The sequence below is a fragment of the Neptuniibacter sp. QD72_48 genome (assembly GCF_047778065.1).
GTDB lineage: Bacteria > Pseudomonadota > Gammaproteobacteria > Pseudomonadales > Balneatricaceae > Neptuniibacter.
Genome location: NZ_CP180547.1, coordinates 3,334,693 through 3,357,850, shown reverse-complemented (window position 1 = coordinate 3,357,850; position 23,158 = coordinate 3,334,693). Strand labels below are relative to the sequence as shown.

Annotated in this window: 21 protein-coding genes and 1 tRNA gene; 19 read left to right on the top strand and 3 right to left on the bottom strand. The window is 46.8% G+C overall.

What is annotated here, in order from left to right; translation table 11 throughout:
• Nucleotides 1–322: 322 nt before the first annotated feature.
• Nucleotides 323–409 (bottom strand) — tRNA-Leu (locus ACMXYX_RS15315).
• Between the two features lie 136 nt (nt 410–545).
• Here ACMXYX_RS15315 and queA point away from each other — a divergent pair.
• The 6 genes from queA to rnr all read left to right on the top strand — a co-directional run bounded on the left by queA (nt 546) and on the right by rnr (nt 8,791).
• Nucleotides 546–1,580 (top strand): tRNA preQ1(34) S-adenosylmethionine ribosyltransferase-isomerase QueA, encoded by a 1,035-nt coding sequence (gene queA, locus ACMXYX_RS15310; protein WP_415882522.1) that lies wholly within the window; start codon nt 546–548, stop codon nt 1,578–1,580.
• Nucleotides 1,581–1,612: 32 nt separating this feature from the next.
• Nucleotides 1,613–2,752, top strand: coding sequence for a tRNA guanosine(34) transglycosylase Tgt (gene tgt / locus ACMXYX_RS15305; protein ID WP_415882521.1), 1,140 nt, complete (start codon nt 1,613–1,615; stop codon nt 2,750–2,752).
• 56 nt (nt 2,753–2,808) lie between these two features.
• The gene (yajC, locus tag ACMXYX_RS15300; RefSeq protein WP_415882520.1) at nt 2,809–3,141 is read left to right on the top strand and encodes a preprotein translocase subunit YajC; all 333 of its coding nucleotides are present in this window, start codon (nt 2,809–2,811) and stop codon (nt 3,139–3,141) included.
• Between the two features lie 65 nt (nt 3,142–3,206).
• Nucleotides 3,207–5,060 carry a protein translocase subunit SecD gene (secD, locus tag ACMXYX_RS15295; RefSeq protein ID WP_415882519.1) on the top strand — a complete coding sequence of 618 codons (1,854 nt, stop codon included), beginning with the start codon at nt 3,207–3,209 and terminating at the stop codon, nt 5,058–5,060.
• A gap of 10 nt (nt 5,061–5,070) precedes the next feature.
• Complete coding sequence (secF, locus tag ACMXYX_RS15290; RefSeq protein ID WP_415882518.1) at nt 5,071–5,991, top strand: protein translocase subunit SecF; 921 nt, start codon at nt 5,071–5,073, stop codon at nt 5,989–5,991.
• Between the two features lie 145 nt (nt 5,992–6,136).
• Entirely contained in the window at nt 6,137–8,791 is a 2,655-nt protein-coding gene (rnr, locus tag ACMXYX_RS15285) for a ribonuclease R (RefSeq protein ID WP_415906214.1), read from the top strand.
• Nucleotides 8,792–8,876: 85 nt separating this feature from the next.
• Here rnr and ACMXYX_RS15280 read toward each other — a convergent pair whose 3' ends face one another.
• Together ACMXYX_RS15280 and ACMXYX_RS15275 are read right to left on the bottom strand one after the other, a co-directional pair.
• The gene (locus ACMXYX_RS15280) at nt 8,877–9,218 is read right to left on the bottom strand and encodes a 5-carboxymethyl-2-hydroxymuconate Delta-isomerase (RefSeq protein WP_415906213.1); all 342 of its coding nucleotides are present in this window, start codon (nt 9,216–9,218) and stop codon (nt 8,877–8,879) included.
• A 27-nt stretch (nt 9,219–9,245) separates the two neighbouring features.
• Nucleotides 9,246–10,910 carry a hypothetical protein gene (locus ACMXYX_RS15275; protein WP_415897021.1) on the bottom strand — a complete coding sequence of 555 codons (1,665 nt, stop codon included), beginning with the start codon at nt 10,908–10,910 and terminating at the stop codon, nt 9,246–9,248.
• Nucleotides 10,911–11,050: 140 nt separating this feature from the next.
• Here ACMXYX_RS15275 and ACMXYX_RS15270 point away from each other — a divergent pair, with 140 nt between their 5' ends.
• From ACMXYX_RS15270 to lipA, 13 genes are all read left to right on the top strand, one after another.
• Nucleotides 11,051–12,307, top strand: coding sequence for a glutamate-5-semialdehyde dehydrogenase (locus tag ACMXYX_RS15270; protein ID WP_415882514.1), 1,257 nt, complete (start codon nt 11,051–11,053; stop codon nt 12,305–12,307).
• An 8-nt stretch (nt 12,308–12,315) separates the two neighbouring features.
• Entirely contained in the window at nt 12,316–12,966 is a 651-nt protein-coding gene (gene nadD, locus ACMXYX_RS15265) for a nicotinate-nucleotide adenylyltransferase (protein WP_415906212.1), read from the top strand.
• A 9-nt stretch (nt 12,967–12,975) separates the two neighbouring features.
• A complete protein-coding gene (gene rsfS / locus ACMXYX_RS15260; RefSeq protein ID WP_415882512.1) occupies nt 12,976–13,308 on the top strand; it encodes a ribosome silencing factor in 333 nt (110 codons plus the stop codon).
• Between the two features lie 8 nt (nt 13,309–13,316).
• A complete protein-coding gene (rlmH, locus tag ACMXYX_RS15255) occupies nt 13,317–13,784 on the top strand; it encodes a 23S rRNA (pseudouridine(1915)-N(3))-methyltransferase RlmH (RefSeq protein ID WP_415882511.1) in 468 nt (155 codons plus the stop codon).
• A 15-nt stretch (nt 13,785–13,799) separates the two neighbouring features.
• Nucleotides 13,800–15,707: a penicillin-binding protein 2 gene (mrdA, locus tag ACMXYX_RS15250; protein ID WP_415882510.1), complete on the top strand. Its 1,908-nt coding sequence runs from the start codon at nt 13,800–13,802 to the stop codon at nt 15,705–15,707.
• Entirely contained in the window at nt 15,707–16,846 is a 1,140-nt protein-coding gene (rodA, locus tag ACMXYX_RS15245) for a rod shape-determining protein RodA (protein WP_415884684.1), read from the top strand. Before mrdA ends, rodA begins: the two co-directional genes overlap by 1 nt.
• A gap of 80 nt (nt 16,847–16,926) precedes the next feature.
• Complete coding sequence (mltB, locus tag ACMXYX_RS15240) at nt 16,927–18,138, top strand: lytic murein transglycosylase B (protein ID WP_415906211.1); 1,212 nt, start codon at nt 16,927–16,929, stop codon at nt 18,136–18,138.
• An 18-nt stretch (nt 18,139–18,156) separates the two neighbouring features.
• Nucleotides 18,157–18,987 (top strand): septal ring lytic transglycosylase RlpA family protein, encoded by an 831-nt coding sequence (locus ACMXYX_RS15235; RefSeq protein ID WP_415906210.1) that lies wholly within the window; start codon nt 18,157–18,159, stop codon nt 18,985–18,987.
• 103 nt (nt 18,988–19,090) lie between these two features.
• Complete coding sequence (locus ACMXYX_RS15230; RefSeq protein ID WP_415882507.1) at nt 19,091–20,248, top strand: D-alanyl-D-alanine carboxypeptidase family protein; 1,158 nt, start codon at nt 19,091–19,093, stop codon at nt 20,246–20,248.
• 80 nt (nt 20,249–20,328) lie between these two features.
• Complete coding sequence (locus ACMXYX_RS15225; protein ID WP_415906209.1) at nt 20,329–21,195, top strand: aminotransferase class IV; 867 nt, start codon at nt 20,329–20,331, stop codon at nt 21,193–21,195.
• Nucleotides 21,196–21,204: 9 nt separating this feature from the next.
• Complete coding sequence (locus ACMXYX_RS15220) at nt 21,205–21,483, top strand: YbeD family protein (protein WP_415882505.1); 279 nt, start codon at nt 21,205–21,207, stop codon at nt 21,481–21,483.
• The gene (gene lipB, locus ACMXYX_RS15215; protein ID WP_415906208.1) at nt 21,483–22,130 is read left to right on the top strand and encodes a lipoyl(octanoyl) transferase LipB; all 648 of its coding nucleotides are present in this window, start codon (nt 21,483–21,485) and stop codon (nt 22,128–22,130) included. Before ACMXYX_RS15220 ends, lipB begins: the two co-directional genes overlap by 1 nt.
• Before the next feature lie 6 nt (nt 22,131–22,136).
• Nucleotides 22,137–23,120, top strand: coding sequence for a lipoyl synthase (gene lipA, locus ACMXYX_RS15210; RefSeq protein ID WP_415882503.1), 984 nt, complete (start codon nt 22,137–22,139; stop codon nt 23,118–23,120).
• The last annotated feature ends 38 nt before the right edge of the window (nt 23,121–23,158 follow it).

Here is a 23,158-nt window from a genome sequence, read left to right as displayed (position 1 = left end):
CTTGGATATTTGAATTCTTTCCTATCAGACAATGGCTGCTCTGTGTCGTTAGCTGCCCTTGAACGCCTGAATTTGGGGCGTAATTACCCTACGTTTTGACTGTAAAGCCGGACTTTATCTATACAGAGGTTGTGAATCTTTGTGTAGAACGATGGATTGTATTGGATTCCTCTGCGCACAAAATCCGCACAGGATATTTTCAGGTTATGGACCGGGGGCGAGATTTAGGCACAAAAAAAGCGGCCATCTTTCGATTCCGCTTCTCTATCAGAACCCTTGTAATACAAGGGTTTTCTCTTGTTCCTCAAAGGGTTGAGGAGGATGGTACCAGCGGCCGGACTCGAACCGGCACGTCCTTGCGGACAAGGGATTTTGAATCCCTCATGTCTACCAATTTCATCACGCTGGCACTTAAGAGAGGCGTATTATAGAAATCTGGACGCTTGCGTCAATCAATACTTTTGGAAAACCTGAAAAAAAATCTCCTTTCCGGTACAATGCGCGCCCTTAAGTCCCTTTGATGTTGATATAGAAGAATTCCCTGAATGCAGGTTAAAGATTTTCATTTTGAGCTTCCTGAGGAACTCATTGCGAGTTTTCCTCTGGAGCAGCGTAGCGCTAGCCGTTTGTTATCTGTGAATGGCGATTCTGGTGAACTCAATCACGGTCAGTTTACCGATGTGCTTGAATTGATCCAGCCGGGTGATCTGATGATCTTCAATGACACCCGTGTTATCCCAGCTCGTTTATTTGGTACTAAAGAGTCTGGCGGTAAAGTTGAGGTTTTAGTTGAGCGTGTTTTAGACGATAAGCGTGCCTTAACCCATGTGCGTTCCAGTCGTTCGCCTAAGCCGGGTACTAAGCTGATTCTTGAAGGTGGTATTGAAGCTGAGATGGTGGCTCGTCACGAGAACCTATTTGAGCTTAAATTTTTGATTGAAGGTGGTTTGGTGCAGGCGCTTGAGCAGCATGGCCATATGCCACTACCGCCGTATATGAAACGTGAAGATCAGTTAGAAGATCGCGAACGTTATCAAACGGTTTATAACAAAAAACCGGGTGCCGTAGCTGCACCTACAGCAGGTCTGCATTTTGATGATGCCCTGTTGGCTAAGCTGGATGACATGGGCGTGAAACGTGCTTTTGTTACTTTGCACGTAGGCGCGGGTACCTTCCAGCCGGTTAAAGTCGATAATATCGATGAGCATGTAATGCACTCCGAGTATATCGAAGTGAGCGAAGAGGTTTGTGAGCTGGTTAAGCAAACGCGTGCCGAAGGCGGTCGTGTAATTGCGGTAGGGACAACCAGTGTGCGCAGCTTGGAGAGCGCGAGCCGTAATGGCGAAATCGAGCCGTTATTTGGTGATAGCGATATCTTTATCTTCCCAGGTTACGAATTCAAATCTGTGGATGCGATGATCACCAACTTCCACCTACCAGAATCCACTCTGTTGATGCTTGTGAGCGCGTTCTCCGGCTACGACAACATGATGAAGGCATATAAAGAGGCGGTTGAGCAGAAATACCGTTTCTTTAGTTATGGCGATGCCATGTATTTAACACGTAAAAGTGGTCAGTGATTTAACTGCGTAAAATTAGAGGTAAGAGTTAAATGAGCAGAGAATGTTTTATGCAGTTTGATAAGCTGGCTGAAGACGGCAAAGCCCGTCGCGGTCGCTTGCAGTTCCCACGTGGTACGGTAGAAACGCCAGCCTTTATGCCTGTAGGTACTTACGGCACGGTTAAAGGTATGACGCCACGCGATATTGAAGCGACTGGCGCACAGATTATCTTGGGTAATACCTTCCACTTGATGCTGCGTCCGGGTACCGAGATTGTTAAGCAACACGGTGACCTGCATGACTTTATGCAGTGGAAAGGCCCAATCCTAACCGACTCCGGCGGCTTCCAAGTATTTAGCTTGGGCAAAATGCGTAAGATTACCGAAGAGGGTGTGACCTTCCAGTCCCCTGTAAACGGCAGTAAAGTGTTTATGGGTCCAGAAGAGTCGATGCAGGTTCAGCGTGAGTTGGGTTCTGACATTGTGATGATCTTCGATGAATGTACACCTTACCCTGCGACAGAAACTGAAGCAGCTGAGTCTATGCGCTTGTCTATGCGTTGGGCTAAGCGCTCCAAAGACGCACACGGCGATAACCCTGCAGCGTTGTTTGGTATCGTGCAGGGCGGTATGTACCCGCACCTGCGTGATGAATCGATGAAAGGCTTGGAAGAGATCGGCTTTGATGGCTATGCCATCGGCGGTCTATCGGTAGGTGAGCCTAAAGATGAGATGGTGAAAGTACTGGATCATCTTGCCTACAAAATGCCGGCTGAGAAACCACGTTACTTGATGGGTGTAGGTAAGCCAGAAGATATCGTTGAAGCGGTTCGCCGTGGTGTTGATATGTTCGACTGTGTAATGCCAACTCGTAACGCGCGAAACGGCTTCCTATTTACCGATACGGGCGTGGTTAAGATCCGTAATGCGGTAAATAAAACCGATACGCGTCCGCTTGATGAAAACTGTGATTGCTACACTTGCCAGAACTTTAGCCGTGCATATTTGCACCACTTAGATAAGTGTAAAGAGATCTTAGGCGCGCAGTTAAATACTATTCATAACCTGTATTACTATCAGCAGCTAATGGCTGGATTGCGTCAAGCTATCGAACAGGGTAAATTGAGCGACTTTGTGGACGAATTTTATCGTAAGCGTGGCCTTGAAACGCCCGCAATTGACTCCATATAAGTTGTTAGTGCTTTTATAACGACAAGAATTTTTACATTATTTTTAGGAGTAGCTAAATGAGCTTCTTTATCTCCCCAGCTTATGCTGAAGGTGCTGCCGGTGCCCCAATGGATTCTGGCATGTTCAACATGATTTTCTTGGTTGGCTTTGGTCTGATCTTCTACTTCTTCATGTGGCGCCCACAAGCTAAGCGCGCTAAAGAGCACAAAGAGCTTCTAGGTGGCCTTAGCAAAGGTGACGAAGTGATCACTGCAGGTGGTATTCTGGGTAAAGTAGTTAACCTAAACGACGACTACATTGTTCTAGAAGTGAGCGAAGGTACTGAACTGACTTTCCAAAAAACTCACGTATCAGCAGCTCTGCCAAAAGGCACTCTTAAGAGCATCTAAGCTAATTCACAGACGCCACTACATCTAGTAGTGGCGTTTCTGTTTCTATCAGGGAATAGGGCGCTATGCTCAATCGATACCCCCTCTGGAAAAATCTCCTTATTTTGTTTGTGTTAGTGTTCGGTGGTTTATACGCTGCACCTAACTTGTATCCCGATGATTATGCGATTCAGCTAACCGGCACACGTGATGTGTTCGAAGTGAATGAACCGCTAATCGAAAAAGTTACTGCTGCGCTGGAGCGTGAAGGTGTATCTGTTAAGGAAACTGAGCTTGATAGAAAAGCCGGCCTTATTCGTTTCCCTGATGGCGATTCCCAGCTTAAAGCGAAAGATATTATTACCCGTGTAGTGGGCGATGATTACGTTGTAGCCCTTAACTTGGCACCAACAACGCCTGAATGGCTTTCTTCTATGGGTGCAGGCCCAATGAAACTTGGTCTTGACCTACGTGGTGGTGTTCACTTCCTTCTTGAAGTTGATCTACCAAAAGCGGTGACTCAGAAGCTAGAGAACTACGCGTCTGAGATCAAAGGTCGTCTGCGTGAAGAGAAGCTGCGTTACCGTAAGCTAGAAACGCGTGAAAACGGTGCTTTGGCGATTAAATTCACCAAGCTAGAGTCTCGCGATGCAGCGGTTAGCCTTCTGCGTCAGGAATACGCTGAATTCTTAGTAACAGCAGATGATCGCGATGGCGATTTTTATGTTGAAGTAAATCTGACTGAACAAGCTGTTCGTGATATCGAAACTTATGCGATCAAACAGAACCTGACAACACTTCGTAACCGTGTAAACGAACTAGGTGTAGCTGAGCCGCTAGTTCAGCGTCAAGGTCGTAACCGTATCGTAGTTCAGCTACCGGGTATCCAGGATACTGCGGCGGCGAAGAAAATTATCGGTAAGACAGCAACGCTTGAATTCCGTTTGGAAGCGAAACCAGGTGCAAGCTCTGCACGTACTGAGGTTTATGAGTTCCGTAGTGAGCTAGGTCGTAAAGCTACGCTAGAGAAAGATGTCATCATCAAAGGTGATAACGTATCTAACGCACAGGCTTCTTTCGATGAAAACGGTCAGCCACAGGTAAACATCTCGCTTGATTCTAAAGGTGGTGAGCTAATGGCTCGTACCACTAAGAACGCTGTACAACGCCGCATGGCCGTACTGTTCGTAGAAGATAAAGAGCGTACGGTAACCAAGACGGTTGATGGTGTTCAGGTAACGGAAAAAGTACGTTACACCGAGAAGAACATTATCTCCCTAGCGACGATTCAGGCGGTATTAGGTAACTCTTTCCGAATCACAGGTTTGGACGGAGCAGGCGAATCTTCTGAACTAGCACTATTGCTGCGTGCCGGTGCACTGGCTGCGCCAATCTACTTCGTAGAGGAGCGTACAGTAGGCCCAAGCTTGGGTGCGCAGAACATCGAAACCGGTGTGATGTCGGTTCAGATCGGTCTAGCCCTAGTATTGCTGTTCATGATTTTGTACTACCGCGTGTTTGGTCTACTGGCGAATATCGCACTGACCTTGAACCTGATGCTATTGGTTGCAGTGATGTCGATGCTATCGGCAACGCTAACACTACCGGGTATTGCGGGTATCGTATTGACGGTTGGTATGGCCGTGGATGCGAACGTACTGATCTTCTCGCGTATCAAAGAGGAGCTTAAAAATGGTCTGCCACCGCAATCAGCAATTAATGCTGGTTTCAAAGGCGCGACTACAACCATCTTTGATGCCAACATCACAACGCTTCTTGCGGCAGTTATTTTGTTTGCGATGGGTACGGGGCCAGTTAAAGGCTTCGCGATCACGCTATCTGTAGGTATTTTGACCTCTATGTTCACTGCGATTCTAGTAACGCGTGCACTGGTTAACTTAACTTACGGCGGCCGCCAAGTTAGCAAACTATCAATCTGAGGAAGCTGTGATGTCTACACAAAAGATATATAACTTCATGGGCTTCCGTAAGATCGCAGCAGCTTGTTCTGTGGTCTTACTGATAGTCTCTATTGGCGCTTTGGCTGTTAACGGTTTGAAGTTCGGTTTGGACTTTACCGGCGGTAGTTTGGTTGAGATTGGCTACGAGCAGCCGGCCGACCTAAACAAGATCCGTGATCAGCTAAAAGATGTTGGGTTTGAAGATGCGGTGGTGCAAACCTTTGGTTCGCCAACCGATATTCTTATCCGTTTAGGTCAGGATCATGATCCGCAGCTGGGTGATAAAGTTCTTTCTGCATTGCAGGCGGGCGAATCACAGCAGCTTAACTTGCGCCGTAACGAGTTCGTAGGTGCGCAGGTAGGTGAAGAGCTACGTGAACAAGGTGGTCTGGGCATGCTGTTAGCATTGTTCATGATCATGGTTTATGTAGCGTTCCGTTTCCAGATTAAGTTCTCTGTAGGTGCAGTAGCGGCCTTGGCACACGATGTATTGATCGTACTTGGTTTCTTTGCCCTATTTAAGTTGGACTTTGACCTGACGGTACTGGCAGCTGTATTGGCGGTAATCGGTTACTCGTTGAACGATACCATCGTAGTGTCTGACCGTATTCGTGAAAACTTCCGTAAAGTGCGTAAAGGTACGCCGATTGAGGTGATGAACATCTCTTTGACGCAAACCTTGGGTCGTACCTTGGTGACCTCTTTAACCACGTTGCTGGTATTGTTGGCGCTAAGTGTATTCGGTGGTGAAATGATTCACGGTTTTGCGACTGCATTGTTGGTGGGTGTATTTATTGGTACATACTCCTCCATCTATGTAGCGGCTAACGTCCTGATTGCGATGAATATCTGTAAAGAGGATCTTCTCCCTCCTGAGGAGAAAGAGACCGAGGTCGATGATCGCCCTTAAGTTTGACAAGAGCCGGCATTTGCCGGCTCTTTTTGTTTAAAATGCCTGTAAATCATCGCTTTAAGCGGTGCTATCCTAAAAGAAAGCCTTTGGCGTGTTATTCTAGCTAGATAAATGCCCTAGCCATTTCGTTTTTGAGAACTCTATGAGTAAAGATTGGACTAAAAGTGACCCTAAAGCCGCAGCGGAAGCGGAGAAGTATTCCAACCCGGTACCGAGCCGCGATTACATTCTGCAGTACATGCAGGAGTGGGGCGCGCCGATTGGGCATGCACCGCTGTGCGAAGGTTTAGGTGTCTGGGATCCAGAAAGTCGTGATGCCGTTTTCTTCCGATTGAAGGCGATGTGTCGTGATGGTCAGTTGATGAGTAATCGCCGCAATGAATTTGCGCTGATGGATAAGATGTCACTGATCAAAGGCCGTGTTATTGGTCATCGAGATGGTTATGGCTTTGTTAAGCCTGAAGAGGGCGGCGATGATCTTAAGCTAAGTCCTCGTCAAATGCGCCAAGTATTCGATGGTGATCGAGTTTTAGTGCAAGAAACCAACGTCGATTTTAAAGGTCGTCGTGAGGGTAAAATCGTTGATGTACTAGAGCGAAATACTCGTAAATTGGTAGGGCGTTTTAGTGGTCAGGATGGTTTTGGTTATCTTCGCCCTGAAAATCAGCGTATCACGCAAGAGATCATGATTGTTCCTGATCCTGAGGCTGAAACACCGTTAACGTATAAAGATGGTCAGTTGGTTGTTGCTGAGCTGATCAATCAGCCAAGTAAGCGTCAATTGCCACAAGCAAAAGTGACCGAAGTGCTGGGCGATCATATGGCGCCGGGCATGGAAATCACGGTTGCGATCCATAACTATGAGATCCCGCACGAGTGGCCAGAAGCGGTTCGCCAAGAGATCGGTGAGCTGACTGCTGAGGTTGAAGAGAGCGCCAAGGCTAATCGTGTTGATCTACGTGATCTTCCACTGGTTACAATTGATGGCGAAGACGCTAAAGACTTTGATGATGCGGTTTATGCTGAGCGCAAAAAGTCTGGCGGCTGGCGCTTATGGGTCGCGATTGCGGATGTATCTTGGTACGTACGACCAGATTCAGAACTGGATAAAGAGGCGTATCAGCGCGCCAACTCAACTTACTTTCCTGAGTTTGTTGTGCCGATGCTGCCAGAGCTGCTATCGAACGGCTTGTGTTCGTTAAACCCTAAGGTAGATCGCCTGGCGATGGTCTGTGAGATGACGATCAGTGAGTCAGGCAATCTATCCGGTTATCAGTTCTATGAGGCGGTAATCAGCTCCCATGCGCGTCTAACCTACACTAAGGTTGGCAAAATGCTGATGCAGCCAGAAGAGGATGAATCTAAAGCACTGCGTGCTGAGTATGCAGATGTAGTTCCTCATCTTGATGACTTATACAGTCTGTACTTCGCTTTGCGTAAAGCGCGTGAGATCCGTGGTGCAATAGACTTTGATACCACTGAAACACGTATGATCTTTGGTGAAGATCGTAAGATCGACCAGATTGTTCCGGTTTACCGTAACGATGCGCATAAGTTGATCGAAGAGTGTATGTTGTGTGCGAACGTTGCGACAGCGCGCTTCCTGAGCAAGCTGAAAGTGCCAGCGATCTATCGTGTTCACGAAGGCCCTAAAGAACAGCGCTTACAAAACCTACGTGCTTACCTTGGTGAGTTAGGCTTGAATTTAGCGGGTGGTGAAAAGCCTGAGCCGATCCACTATCAAGAGTTAGCAGAGCTGATCGAGGGGCGTCCTGATCGTCATCTGATTCAGACTATGATGCTGCGCTCTATGCAGCAAGCGGTTTACAGTCCTGATAACCAAGGTCACTTTGGTTTGGCATACCCTGCGTACACGCACTTTACCTCGCCAATTCGTCGTTACCCTGATCTGTTGGTGCACCGCTTAATTCGTGCCCGTATCCATTCTGAAAGTCAGGATAAAGCGATTAAACGTCCTGATGACTTTGCTCAGAATGCAGATTTCGCATGCAGCTACAGTATGGAGCAGCTGCTGCAATTGGGCGAGCACTGTTCTATGACAGAGCGCCGTTCAGATGATGCGACTCGTGATGTTGTGGCATGGCTTAAGTGTGAATACATGCAGGAGCATGTGGGTGACGAATACGAAGGCGTGATTGCTGCCGTTACCGGCTTTGGTGTCTTTGTTGAGCTTGACGAGCTGTTTGTCGAAGGTCTTGTGCATATCACCGGTTTGCCGGGTGATTACTACGTATTTGACCAAGCTAAGCAGCGCTTAGTGGGTGAGCGTACTCGTAAAGTGTTCAAGCTGGGTGATCGCTTACGCGTTAAAGTGGCGCGAGTGGATCTGGATGAACGTAAGATCGATTTTGAATTAGTTGACCATCAACCTGCTAAGAAAAAGAAAACCACTCGTGAGCTGTTGGCTGAAGGCAAGATCGGCGGTCCGTCTTCTAAAGGCGATAAAAAGCTGCCAGGTCATAAGCACGAGTGGGGTCATCGTCCTGCTAAGGATGAAGAGCGCAGTAAACCTAAGAAAGGTTCTAAGCGTGATGCTCTGCGTAAATCGCGTAAAAAGCCTGCGGCGGGCGGTGAAGGTGCTCCCAAGAAGCGTGTAGCGGCTAAAGCTCAGCCTTCTCGCGGTAAGGAATTATCTTCTGCAGAGCGCGAATTGATGGAATTTGCTGGCCCAAGTGGGGGTAAGAGCAAGAAGTCTAAAAAGCGTAAGGCTACAGCTAAGCCTAAATTGAAAGGCAAGCAGAAAGGTTTAAAAGTGAAAAAACCGAAGCGTAAATAGGCTGCTTTCACGAGACATATGAGTTTTTGTAAAAAGGCGCTGTAGTTATCTACAGCGCCTTTTTTAATGGTTTGGCTGTGTGTGCTTAACCTATATGCTTCGCGTAACTATCGCGATCAATATCCAGTACTTCGACGGTAATCGAAAGGTCTTCCAAATCGAGCGTTTTAAGCTCATTCAGCACTGCTTGAGTCAGTTGGGTTTTCTGCTCGGTATTACGGCCGCTTAAAATCCGTGATGAAACGTGGATAAAGCCATTAAACCCTGCGCCATTCATATGCTGCTGGTAAGCATGTGCGCGGACCTTTATGTCTTTTTCAGCAAAAAGGTTAGCTGCGACAGCACCTTGGAAAACCTTCTCCATAACAGCCGTAACTTCTACCTTATCTTCAATTTGCTTGGAGTATTCGATGATCAAGTGTGGCAAGGGATAGCTCCTTTTAAGCTGTCTTAATTAAGACTTTTTAAAGATCTTGGTTAACAGGTGATTAGCTTGTTTCTGTAGAAGTGTTTGATGCTTAGGCGTGACTTTAAGTAGCAATACTTTGTCTTCATCTTCGCGCCTAATATCGGCTTCTTGCAGCATCGCCTCTTTCAGAAGCGGGGCTTCAGTCAGCGCGGTATGGCTGATCAGATCGTTGCTGTTAGTGGTGCGTGTTAGGAAGTGAGCTTCCTCTTTTACCAGATCATGTTTGTCATGATGGCCGCGAGCGAGGGACATCTGCAGACTCAGTACTGGCTGGAAACCGCGAATACGAGAGTGGTTGAAGCCTTTGTATAACAGGTTGAATAGCTGGCCTGCGCATAGTGCGTTAATACCGTGGCTATCCTTTTCATCTCTTAATTCAAAGCGCAGCAGAATATCTTTATTAGGCAATTGCTCGCAGGCACCGTTATAGATACGTGCGACCTGTTTTGCCAAGTGATGATATACATTCAGCAGTGTGGCCTTTTCGTCAGGCTCCATATTATCGCTGCTGGCGGTATTGGCATCGATATAGAACAGATAGATGGCATCTTGCGGCGTTAGGATCAGTTCTAGCTCTTGCTCAAAGCTATAAAGGTCCAGCTGCTCCTCATGACGCTCACTCATGCTCTTCAGCAGAGGGTTCTCGCGCATCGGCGTATGAGTTTCTTGTGCGTTTACCGGTTCCTCTTCAAGCACCAATGTTTCAACGGTATTTGCTACGGTTTCGTCGAGTTGCTGTGGTTGATGCTCAAATTTTGGCATCTGCTGCTGAGTGCTTGGTGCCGGTTTGAGAAGATCGACCAATTCGTGCGTGTGTAGTAGATCAGAAGCTTTTTGGTTTGGTGCTTGTGGCTCTGATATGGCTTTGGGAGCGGCATCAGGCCCCGTTTCAGTATTATCTTGAATTAGGTTTTCTGCCTCTGCAGATGGCCTAATAACAGGTGCTGCTTCGCTAGAAGTTTGCGTGCTTTCAACTGCGAGTTGCTCTTGGGTTTCAGAGTTACCGATTTCTGCTGTTGCGGAGCCGATAGTGACAGTGTCTTCGGTAATCTCTTGAGGTGTGCTTTCAGCAGGCGTCTGAGTAGCCAGCGTATCGGAGAACGAAGGCTCAAACTTTTCTTCTTCATCTGCGCTGCTCTCAGAGATGAATTTATCTGATCGGGTAAAGAACCAACTGGTTGTCAGCAGTAAAATCGCGGTGAAGATAGCGATAATCAATAAAGGCCAGAGCTGGCTGCGCAGTAATTGCTCGACAGGGCCGCTGTCCAGCCAGATCGTTACTGTGCCGATGGTCTTTTCTTGCTGAATTAGCTGCTGTTGCAAAGTTTGCTGGCTGGACTTTCCTGCGCGGGCGAGAGTGAAGCCATTTGCATCTTGTACATGCAGGCCGCCGACATACTCAAGCTGGGTTAATTCGCTGAGTAAATAATTAAGACTGACGCGATCATCCGAGAGAAGCAGTGGTCGGATCAGGAGTTCGCTCTGTTTAGCGATGTTCTGCCCGATGATTTGTGTTTCATGTATCGCCTGTCGGCTGGTAGCTAAGTGCATGTAGAGAATGCTGACGATAAAACCCACCAATAGCACTATGCCCAAGGATAGCGTCAGATTCCTTCTGAAATTAGGCTTTGATTTGGCGTTGTTAGTCACAGTCAGTGTTAGCTCAAAAACGGATGCAGGGGCAAATAATAACAGGTCATTCTACCGAGGGTGAATATGATTTGCATTAGAGGTATAACCCAAGTGTCCCTGACGCTATAATAAAGGGCTTATCGATAGGAAGGACAGCAATGAACGTACAAGAATATATGATTCAGCTAGGTGAAAATGCCCGTGCAGCGGCGCGCCTAGTCGCTAAAGCAGACACTAACCTAAAAAATCAGGCGTTGTTGGCAATGGCTGATGCTATCGATAGTAGCCGACCGGCACTGCGTGAAGCGAATGCAAAAGACTTAGACAATGGTCGTTCAAACGGTTTGGACGATGCCATGTTAGATCGCCTTGAGCTAACCGATGCTCGTATCGACACTATGATCGAGGGTCTACGTCAGGTTGCAGCTTTACCAGATCCAGTAGGCGCGATCACTGATCTTAAATACCTACCGAGTGGTATCCAGGTAGGTAAAATGCGTGTGCCGCTAGGCGTGATCGGTATTATTTATGAGTCTCGTCCAAACGTAACGGTTGAAGCAGCAAGCCTGTGCCTAAAATCCGGTAACGCGACGATTCTTCGTGGTGGCTCAGAAGCGATTCATTCCAACCAAGCGGTAGCCGAGTGCATCCGTAAAGGTTTGAGTGCAGCGGGCTTACCAGAAAACGCAGTACAGGTTGTTGAAACGACTGACCGTGAAGCGGTTGGTCAGATGATTACAATGCCAGAATACGTGGATGTGATTGTTCCGCGTGGTGGTAAAGGTTTGATCGAGCGTATCAGCCGCGATGCGAAAGTGACGGTAATTAAGCACTTGGACGGCATCTGCCATGTTTATATTGATGAACAGGCGGATAAAGGCAAAGCAGTGAATGTTGCTTTAAATGCTAAAACACACCGTTACGGCACTTGTAACACCATGGAAACGCTATTGGTGCATGCCAATATTGCAGCTGAAGTACTACCAGAGCTAGCGGAGCGCTATCAGGCTGTAGGTGTTGAACTGCGTGGTTGTGAGCGTACTAAAGCTCTGTTGCCATTCATAAATGATGCGACAGAAGAAGATTGGGTAACCGAATACCTAGCACCAGTTTTGGCAATCAAGTTGGTGGACGATATGGATGAAGCGATTCGTCATATCAACCGTTACGGTTCACACCATACAGATTCGATCATTACTGAGAACTACACTAAGTCACGCGCTTTCTTACGTGAAGTAGATTCCAGCTCGGTAATGGTTAATGCCTCAACTCGCTTTGCTGATGGTTTTGAATACGGCCTAGGTGCTGAAATCGGTATCTCTACTGACAAAATTCACGCACGCGGGCCGGTAGGTTTGGATGGATTGACCTCCGAGAAGTACGTTGTACTAGGTGATGGTCACATCCGTCAGTAAGTTAGATTATGAAAGCGAACGCTTTTGCTTTTATGGGTGGGACTTTTGATCCCATCCATAATGGCCATCTGAGAACGGCTCTGGAATTACAGCATTGGCTAGGCGTGGATCGGCTATGTTTGATCCCCTCTAAAACCCCAGTACACAGAGCAACGCCAGGTCGAACCTCTGAGCAACGTTTAGAGATGGTGAAGTTGGCAGTAGCCGATGAGCCAAGCTTATGTGCTGACGATCGAGAAATCAGTTCTGAGCAGCCTTCTTATTCATTCCTGACACTGCAGGGATTACGTTCTGAATTAGGTGATCAATGCCCAATCTTTATGATCATGGGTATGGATTCTTATATGACGTTACCCAGCTGGTATGAATGGGATAAGTTTACCGATTACTGTCATATCGTAGTGGTAAAACGGCCTGGCTATGATCTGCCTACAGATGGCGAGATTAAAGAATTTACAGATGAGCATAAGGCTCAAAACTTGGAACAGGCGATGGCGCTACCGGCGGGCAAAGTGCTGTTTCATGAGCTGACTCCCTTAGGGATATCAGCAACGCAGATCCGCGAAACCATAGCGCAGGGCTTGTCGCCTCGTTATCTGTTTCCAGATGGGGTCTGGCAATATATTCAAGATAACCGTTTATACGGTTTAACTAACTGAAGTGAAATAATGCAAGCTGAAAAAGTTTTAGAACTAGTGCACGCAGCACTAGAAGATATGAAGGCCAAAGAGATTGTCGATCTTGATGTCCGTGGTCGTTCAACCGTAACTGATTACATGGTAATCGCGAGCGGTACATCTAAGCGTCATGTTGGGTCTATCGGCGAAGAAGTGGTTGTTAAGCTGAAAGAAGCAGGCGTGATGCCACTAGGTTCTGAAGGCCAGGGCGTAAGTGACTGGATTCTTGTGGATCTAGGCGATGTGGTTGTTCACGTAATGATGCCAGATGCGCGTGACTTCTATGATCTAGAACGCCTGTGGGGCGTTGACGCAGAAGCGTAGAACTTTTTATGAAAATCCGGATCATAGCTGTGGGTGGCAAGATGCCTTCGTGGGTAAACGAAGGTTATCAGGAATATACCAAGCGTCTACCTGCAGATTTTCAGATTGAGATGATCGAAATTCCGTTAGGGCATCGAGGTAAGAGCAGCGATGTTGCTCGTGCTAAGAAGCAGGAAGGAGATCAGATGTTGGCGGCGATACCTAAAGGCGACCGAATTATTGCTTTGGAAGTGTTAGGTAAAAACTGGTCAACCGAAAAACTGGCGTCACAAGTGGAAGACTGGCGTATGGATGGCCGTAATATCAGTCTACTCATTGGAGGCCCGGATGGTCTGGATAGCCGTTGTTCTGCAATGGCAGATCAGAAATGGTCGTTGTCTGCACTGACGTTACCGCATCCGCTTGTGCGGGTGATGTTAGCAGAACAACTTTATCGTGCCTGGACGGTCATTCAGGGACATCCTTACCACAAGTAGAAGAACGCTAGGAATATGGCAGCAGAGCGCCTCAAGGATCACTCGAAAGAAAGCCGCACATTTAAGTTTCGTGCGGCTTTGGCGTTTTTTATCGTGGTCATTATGCTCGGGATTCTACTTGGGCGTATCTATTATCTTCAGGTTATTGAGCACGACCGCTATGTGGCGATGTCGGAAGATAACCGTGTCCAACTTCAGCCAGTACCGCCGACGCGAGGTTTAATCTACGACCGCAACGGGGTGCTGTTAGCGGATAACCGCCCTAGTTACAGTGTCACGCTTCTTAAAGAAGAGGTGAAAGACATTGAGAAAACCCTAGTCGATCTGCAAGCACTGATCCCCATTACCGATCGTGAAGTTGAGCGTTTCAAAAAGCGCCTAAAACAGCGTCGTCGACCTTTCCAATCGGTGCCTGTGCGCTTTCGTTTAACGGAAGAAGAGATCGCGAAAATATCGGTTAATTACCATCGCTTACCGGGTGTACGTGTAGAGGCAGAGCTAATCCGTTACTACCCCTATGGTGAAACATTGGTTCACGCCATGGGTTATGTAGGCCGAATCAACGAGAAAGAGCTCAAGCGTGTTGATCAGGATAACTATGCTGCGACTCACTATATCGGCAAACTCGGTATTGAAAAGTTCTATGAGGATCAGTTGCATGGCGAGGTGGGTTTCCAAAAAGTAGAAACCAATGCTCGTGGTCGGGTGATGCGTATTCTGGAACGGACGGACCCTAAACCGGGTAAAGATCTAGTTTTGCACTTGGATCTTAGACTGCAACAGATTACGGAGAAACTGCTGGAAGGCCGACGCGCCTCGGTTGTGGCGATGGACCCGAAAACCGGCGGTATCTTAACCTTAGTATCGACTCCGGCTTACGATCCGAACTTGTTTGTGACGGGTATTTCGTCGAAGGATTATTCGGCGTTAAGGGAATCGAGAGATCTGCCATTGTTTAACCGTGCTATCCGCGGTGGTTATCCTCCTGGTTCGACCATTAAGCAGATTGTCGCTTTAGCCGCGATCGATACCGGTGTAGTAAAACCATCCTATAGGGTCTTTGATCCCGGTTTTTACCAGATCACCCGTGGCGGTCGTAAATATAGGGATTGGAAGCGAACAGGCCATGGTTGGGTTGATATGTACGATTCCCTCGCGCAATCTTGTGACGTTTGGTATTACGATGTTGCTCATAAAATGGGTGTCGATCCGATGTCTGATTATTTGGGTAAGTTTGGCTTTGGCCAAGTCACCAGTTTGGACTTGCCAGAAGCGATCGGTGCTATTTTGCCTTCTCGTGAGTGGAAAAAGCGTGCGCGTAAAACTCCTTGGTATACCGGTGACTCTCTTAATATGAGTATCGGACAGGGCTTCTTTGTCGCAACACCATTGCAGTTAGCAACGGCGACGGCAGTTGTTGCCAATCGTGGTAAGTGGCACTCACCTCGCATGCTACAAGGCATAAAAGAGGTTGATGAAAATAATGCTTCAAGTTTAAGTATGCCGGATATTGCGGGGGTTAAACGCCCACTACCGGATGTCGTACTGAACAACGATAAGCATTGGAATGACATTATTAAAGGCATGCGTGAAGTAATGCATGGAAAGCGTGGTACTGCACGCAGTTCTGGCGCAAATTCAGCTTATGAAATTGCCGGTAAAACCGGTACTGCGCAGGTAGTCGGTATCAAACAGGATGAAGAGTACGATGCTGAAAAACTGGCTGAAATTCACCGTGACCATGCTTTATTTGTAGCTTTTGCGCCTATTGATGATCCAAAAATCGCGATCTCGGTCATTGTTGAAAATGGCGGAGGCGGTTCCAGTACGGCTGCGCCTATTGCGCGTCAAGTGATGGATGCGTATTTACTCGGTATCGATCCTTTTGCTGAAGAAGCGGAGCTGGAGGTGGCTGCACGATGATGGGACGTGAATTTGAACGCTATATGCCAGAAGCGCATGATCATCTGCGTCAACGTCCAAGCTTGTGGAGTTACACCAACTTAGATGGTTGGCTGTTATTGCTTCTGCTTGCTCTGTGCGGCTTTGGCCTATTTATTCTGTACAGCGCCTCAGGCCAAGATATGGGCTATGTTTCCCGTCAGGCGATCCGTATGGGTGTAGGCTTCTTTGTCATGATTGTCTTGGCGCAGTTTACTCCGAGGTTTCTTGGGCGATGGGCGCCCGCACTCTACTTGATAGGTGTGGCACTACTCGTTTGCGTAATATTGTTTGGTGTTGGCGCTAAAGGTGCTCAACGCTGGATCGCCTTACCCGGCTTCAGGTTCCAGCCTTCAGAAATTATGAAGTTAGTTTTACCTCTGACAGTAGCCTTTTATCTTGCCCACAGACCACTTCCACCACGTGTTAAACATATCTTTATCAGTCTTATGCTGGTGGGTATTCCTACTGTGTTGATCATGAAACAGCCGGACTTGGGTACGTCGTTATTGATCGCTTCTTCGGGTGTTTTTGTACTGCTGCTTTCTGGGATTTTATGGCGGTATATCTTTGCAGCATTAGGTTTGGCAGCAGCTGCACTGCCGGGCCTATGGATGGTCATGAAGGATTATCAGAAACAGCGGGTATTAACCTTTTTGGATCCAGAAAGTGATCCTCTAGGCTCTGGTTGGAACATTATTCAATCGAAAACAGCGATTGGATCGGGTGGTATTTCAGGTAAGGGTTGGTTGAGCGGAACGCAGTCACAGTTGGACTTCCTGCCAGAATCTCATACTGACTTTATCATCGCGGTTGTGGCTGAGGAGATGGGATTAATTGGGGTTCTAATATTGTTAACCCTGTATCTGTTAATTATTGCGCGTGGCTTGGTGATTGCTGCTCGTGCGCCTGATAGTTTTGGTCGATTATTGGCCGGTAGTCTGATTTTAACTTTCTTTGTTTATGTTTTTGTAAATATAGGCATGGTAAGTGGTTTGCTACCAGTGGTGGGTGTACCTTTGCCATTAGTGAGTTACGGTGGTACATCGATTGTGACCCTGATGGCAGGATTTGGCATTATTATGTCGGTGCATAGTTATCGCACCATGTTGTTAAAGTAGAAGTGTGTCGGCGTTATTTTTAATAGACCGATGTTTTGGGTGTTATTTATGTTGTACGTGTTTAAGGGAGCTTTTCAGGTATGAAATCTAAATTTCTTGTATCAACGGCGGTTGCAGCAGGTGTTTTGCTGACCGGCTGTGTAGCTACGGATAAACCAGCTGAGCCAAGTGCAGAGGTTAAGCCTAAAGAGCAAACTGTTGTTAAATCAGAGGCTGCAACCAAAGAAATAGAAGTTGTTAAGCAAGAGGCTAAAGCTGAAGTTAAAGCGGTTGAAAAGCCAAAAGCTAAAACCACGAAACGCATGACGCAGGAAGAGGTTTTAGCAGCTGTTCGTGGTGGCTCTTACGCGGATTACCCACGTGCACAGCAGTTTATCGAAGAGATGAAAACGGAAGGCTTTGAAGAAGCTTACCTGCGTGATGTGTTAGGTAAAGCGGAACGTCAAACCTCCATCTTGAAAGCGATCTCCCGACCTGCAGAAGGCACCTTAAATTGGGGACAGTACCGCAACATCTTCCTTAAAGAGAAGCGTATTAACCAAGGTGTGCAGTTTTGGCAGGAAAACCGTCAGGCGCTAATGGATGCGGAAAAAGCCTACGGTGTTCCGGCGGAAATTATCGTTTCTATTATCGGTGTTGAAACTCGCTACGGGCGCATCACTGGTAGTTATCGTGTATTAGATGCGCTAGCGACCTTAGGTTTCGATTACCCTCGCCGCAGTGAATTCTTCCTAGGGCAATTAAAAGAGTATCTCTTACTGGTACGCGAAGAGCAGGTGGAGATTACTTCATTGAAAGGCTCTTATGCAGGTGCTATGGGCTATGGTCAGTTCATCCCGTCTAGCTATCGTAACTTTGCTATCGATTTTGATGAAGATGGCAAACGTGATATCTGGAAGAATAAGCGTGATGCGATTGGTAGTGTAGCTAACTACTTTGCTGAGCATAAATGGAAGCCGGGTGAGCCTGTGATTAGCTCTGTTTCTTTCCAAAAGGAAAGAGATGAGAGCTGGTACAGCGTTGGCCGTAAAGGTTTGATCCCTAAACACACGCTAGGTGAATGGCAAGCGCGTGGTGTTCAGCCGCAACTGGATCTAGGTCCTGAGGGTAAAGCGATTCTGATGCGCTTAGTTATGGGTGAAGATGAGCAGTACTGGTTAGGCCTGCATAACTTCTATGTTATTACCCGTTATAACCATAGTAAGCTATACGCGATGGCTGTTTATCGCTTAAGTGAGCAGATTAAAGCTGCTTACGAGAAAGCGGAAGCAGGCCAAGTCGCTAAAAAATAATAATTTTACGAGTAGGCTATGTTACAAAAAATTGGTCTAGTTCTATTGGCAATTGCTTTGGTCGGTTGTTCTTCTACAAGTACAACGACTAATAGTGGCCGCTATTCAATGCGTCATGATAAAGCACCGGATCGCCCAGTAGATGTATCTCATGTAAAAGATGCGGTACCAAAAGTAGAGCCAAAGAGTCGTGGGGGTAATAAAAGCCCTTATACGGTATTTGGAAAACAGTATTGGGTAATGAATAGCTCGTTAGGATATAACGAGACGGGTACGGCATCTTGGTACGGCAAGAAGTTTCATGGTCATAAAACTTCTAATGGTGAAATTTATGATATGTATAAGATGTCAGCGGCCCATAAATCTTTGCCTATCCCGACTTATTTGAAAGTTACGAACCTGGCGAATAATCGTCAGGTTATTGTAAGGGTGAATGATCGTGGCCCTTTCCACGGCAACCGCATTATCGATCTGTCTTATGCTGCAGCATCTAAGCTAGATATCCTCAAATATGGTACCGGTAATGTTCGATTAGAAGCGATTGACCCAAGAGCATGGCAAAGGTCTGGAGCGGTTGTTGCAGCTACTCCAGAGCCTGCTGCAAATATTGCTGGGCGTTACCTGCAAGTGGGTGCTTACTCTAATCGAGATTCGGCTGAGTATGTGGAAAGCCGGTTACGTCCATTGTTGCCTGAACTTGCGGTATTGATTCGTCCTACGACGACTAATAACCGTACTTTGTATCGTGTACAAATTGGGCCGTTGAAGTCGGATACTTCGCTAACGGATTTAACCCAAAAAGTTGAGCAGATGGGACATAAGAACCCTCGGCTGGTGGACTTCCCTTAAGCGCTTGAGTAGAGTTATCCACGGCGTTTAAGTGGACTTTTTAAAACCTAAGGAAATGATGATCTGGCGGGTCTTCATTTCCCAAAATAAATTCTGGAAAACAATGTTTAATAAGGCTTTTAAGTACTTTTCTGTACTATTTTTGACACTGTTTGCATTCCAAGTGCATGCGGTGGCGCGTCTAATACCAGCAGAACCTCAAATCGCAGCGACTGCGTATCTTGTCGTTGATGCCGATACAGGAAAGGTTATTGCGTCTAAGAATGCTGAAAAGGCGTTTGCGCCAGCGAGCCTGACCAAAATGATGACGGCCTACATCCTTGAGTATGAATTAAGTAAAGGAAATGTAGGTGTAGATGATCTTGTACTTATCAGTGAAAAAGCATGGCGGACTCAAGGTTCGCGTATGTTTATTCGCGAAGGAACTCAAGTACGTCTAGGCGACTTGATGAAAGGGATCATTATTCAGTCTGGTAACGATGCATCTGTTGCAGTGGCTGAGCATATTGCGGGTAGTGAGCCGGCCTTTGCGGATCTGATGAATCAGCATGCGGACCTACTTGGTATGCAAAATACGAATTTCCTGAATGCGACAGGTTTGCCTGCTGAGGGCCATAAGTCATCTGCTGCGGATCTAGCAACGCTTGCTCGAGCAATCATTAATGATTTTCCTGAGCTCTACAGCATCTACTCTGAAAAGTATTTCACTTACAACAAAATCCGCCAACCAAACCGTAACAAGCTACTTTGGCGTGATAAAACTGTTGATGGTATGAAGACAGGTTACACCGATGAAGCAGGTTATTGTCTAGTGGCTTCAGCGAAGCGTGATGGTATGCGTCTAATCTCTGTTGTTTTAGGTACCAGTGATGAAGAAGCTCGTGCACGTGAAACTCAGAAGCTATTGTCCTACGCTTTCCGTTACTACCGCACGCACAAGCTATACGAGAGCAATGTCGTACTGAATACAGCGAAAGTGTGGTCGGGCGTATCTGATCAACTGCGTATGGGCATTGAAGATTCACTTACAGTAACCATCCCGCGTGGGCAGGCAGATAAACTGCAAGCTACAATGGATGTAGACAAGGTTATTTCAGCGCCAATTGAAAAAGGACAAGAGCTAGGCAAAGTTCGTGTAACACTTGATGGTGCGTTGGTCGCTGAGGTGCCATTGGTAGCGATGGAAGCTGTTCCAGAAGCCGGTTTGTTAAAGCGTATTTGGCATGCCATCCTACTTTTCTTTACCAGCTTAATTGGCTAAACGCATTTAGCGTTGCCCTTTAAAACTGCACGGATGCCCACATCTATAAACGTAGATGTGGGCATTTGCGTTTAGGTGATATGAATACAGTCTATCTGAATGGCGAATTCATCCCTCAAGAGGAAGCGAAAATTTCGGTTTTTGACCGTGGCTTTCTGTTTGGGGACAGTGTTTATGAGGTGATTCCATACTATCAAGGGATAGGGTTTCGCCTGCAGGAGCATGTTGATCGTTTAGAGCATAGTTTGCGCGCGGTTCGAATCAAAAGTAACTGCGATTGGATTGCCATCATGAACCAACTGGTTGAGTTGAATGGTGGGGGCAATTTGTCGGTATATCTTCAGGTTACACGAGGTAGTGCTGGTAAGCGTAGCCACGCGTACGATGATAGTTTAGAACCAACTATCTTTGCTTGTTGTTCGCCTATCAAAGATATCTGGCAAGCGGGCTGCGATGATGTGGTGCCTTTAAAAGCGATTGTCACAGAAGATCTACGTTGGCATCGCTGCGATATTAAATCCACTTGCTTGCTACCTAATATATTGGTGTTACAGCAAGCCAAAGATGAAGGGGTGGATGAGGCGCTGTTCTCCCGTGATGAAAGATTAACAGAGGGCTCAGCCTGTAACCTGTTTTTGGTGAAGCGCGGAGTTATCTACACCCCTAAACGTAGTTCAGAGATATTAGGTGGTATAACCCGAGAGCTTATTCTCGAATTGTCAGACCAGTATGCGATCCAATATCAGGAGATTGATATTGATTATGATAAGTTACTGGCTGCGGATGAAGTTTGGGTGTCCAGTTCCACCCGAGGTATAGTGCCTATAATTGAAGTTGATGGTCATCAGATTGGTGATGGTCAGAAAGGTCCGGTTTGGCGGAAAATTTTTGAAAAGTTTTCTGAGTATCAGCGCCAGTTGATGACCGGTAAGACAACAGAGAATTAGACAGAGTTTATGACAGACAAGCAGCAAGAACCGCCAAAGATCGAATTTCCATGTCCTGATTATCCAATTAAAGTAGTTGGGGTAAATAGTGAAGATTTTCGCGGTCACGTTATCGAAATTGTGCAGATTCATGTTCCGGATCTGGATATCTCTCAGGTAACTTTGCAGGATAGCCGTAAAGGCACATTCCAATCCGTTCGTTTTAAAATAACAGCTCAAAGTGTCGAGCAGCTTAAAGCTCTGCACGAAGCGTTAATCGCGTCTGATCGCGTAAAAATGGTGATCTGATGAGCCCTGATCAGCTAATTGTCAGGGATTTAGGTTTACAGCCTTACGAACCAACATGGCAGCGGATGCAAGAATTCACTAATGAGCGTGATGACTCGGCCGTGGATGAAATTTGGTCGCTGCAACATGAGCCTGTGTTTACGCAGGGGCAAGCAGGTAAAGAGGAGCACTTGCTGGGTACGGGTGATATCCCGGTTGTTCAGGTGGATCGTGGCGGTCAAGTCACCTATCACGGCCCTGGGCAGGCAATTGTTTATCTACTGCTAAATTTGAAACGTAAAAAGTTAGGTGTGCGTGAGCTGGTTTCAATTATGGAAGAATCTGTGGTTGAAACAGTCCAGTCCTATGGCATAGACGCTTACGCTAAGCCGGATGCGCCCGGCGTCTATGTAGATAACAGTAAAATTGCATCCTTAGGTCTTAGGGTTCGCCGAGGTTGCTCTTTCCATGGTTTGGCACTTAACCTTGCTATGGATTTAGAACCCTTTTTAAGAATAAACCCATGTGGCTATGCCGGTATGGCGATGACACAACTTGACGCGTTAACCTCTGACCTTGATCAGGTTGAGGCAACGCAGCGTCTTCTGGATATCCTTATTACCAAGCTAGGGTATAAAGAAGTCACTCGACAAACTACTCTGGATTAAGCCTAGATGTCATTAGATAACAATAACGAAGTAAAGAAGAAGCGGGTAGAGCAGGGCGTTAAATTGCGTGGCGCCGACAAAGTTGATCGAATTCCAATTAAGGTAATTCCAACTGAGAAAGAAGATATGCCGCGTAAGCCAGATTGGCTACGTGTGCGGATGGGATCCAGTGCAAAAGTGGACAGTATCAAACAGAAGCTGCGTAAGCATAAGCTCGCGTCTGTTTGTGAAGAAGCAAGCTGCCCTAACTTAGGCGAATGCTTTAGTCATGGTACAGCGACCTTTATGATTATGGGTGATATCTGTACCCGTCGTTGCCCATTCTGTGACGTAGCTCACGGCCGTCCAAATGCTCTAGACGAGAATGAGCCTAGAGAGATGGCAGAAGCGATCGCGGATATGGAGTTGCGCTATGTCGTAGTAACTTCAGTTGACCGTGATGATCTTCGCGATGGTGGTGCTCAGCACTTTGCTAATTGCGTTAGTGAAACGCGTCAGCGTATTCCATCTATCGAGATGGAGATCCTAGTACCTGACTTCCGTGGTCGTATGGATATCGCGATCGATATCCTTACTGAAACACCGCCGGATGTTTTTAACCACAATATGGAAACTGTACCCCGCCTATATAAAGCGGTACGTCCAGGTTCTGATTATGAGTGGTCTCTACGCTTGTTGAAAAAATACAAAGCGAAGAACCCAGATGTACGTACCAAGTCTGGCTTGATGGTAGGCATTGGTGAAACCAATGAAGAGATCATTGAGGTAATGAAAGACCTACGTGCTCATGATGTGGATATGTTAACAATCGGTCAATATCTACAACCAAGCCGTTCACACCTTAAGGTAGAGCGCTTTGTGACGCCTGAAGAGTTTGATGAGTTTAGCCGCATTGCAAAAGAACTTGGTTTCAAACATGCTGCGTGTGGTCCTTTAGTTCGTTCCTCTTACCATGCCGATCTACAAGCGAAGGGTGAAAAGGTAGGTTAATATCCCTCCTTTAACGTTAAGTTATCCACAAAGGCCGT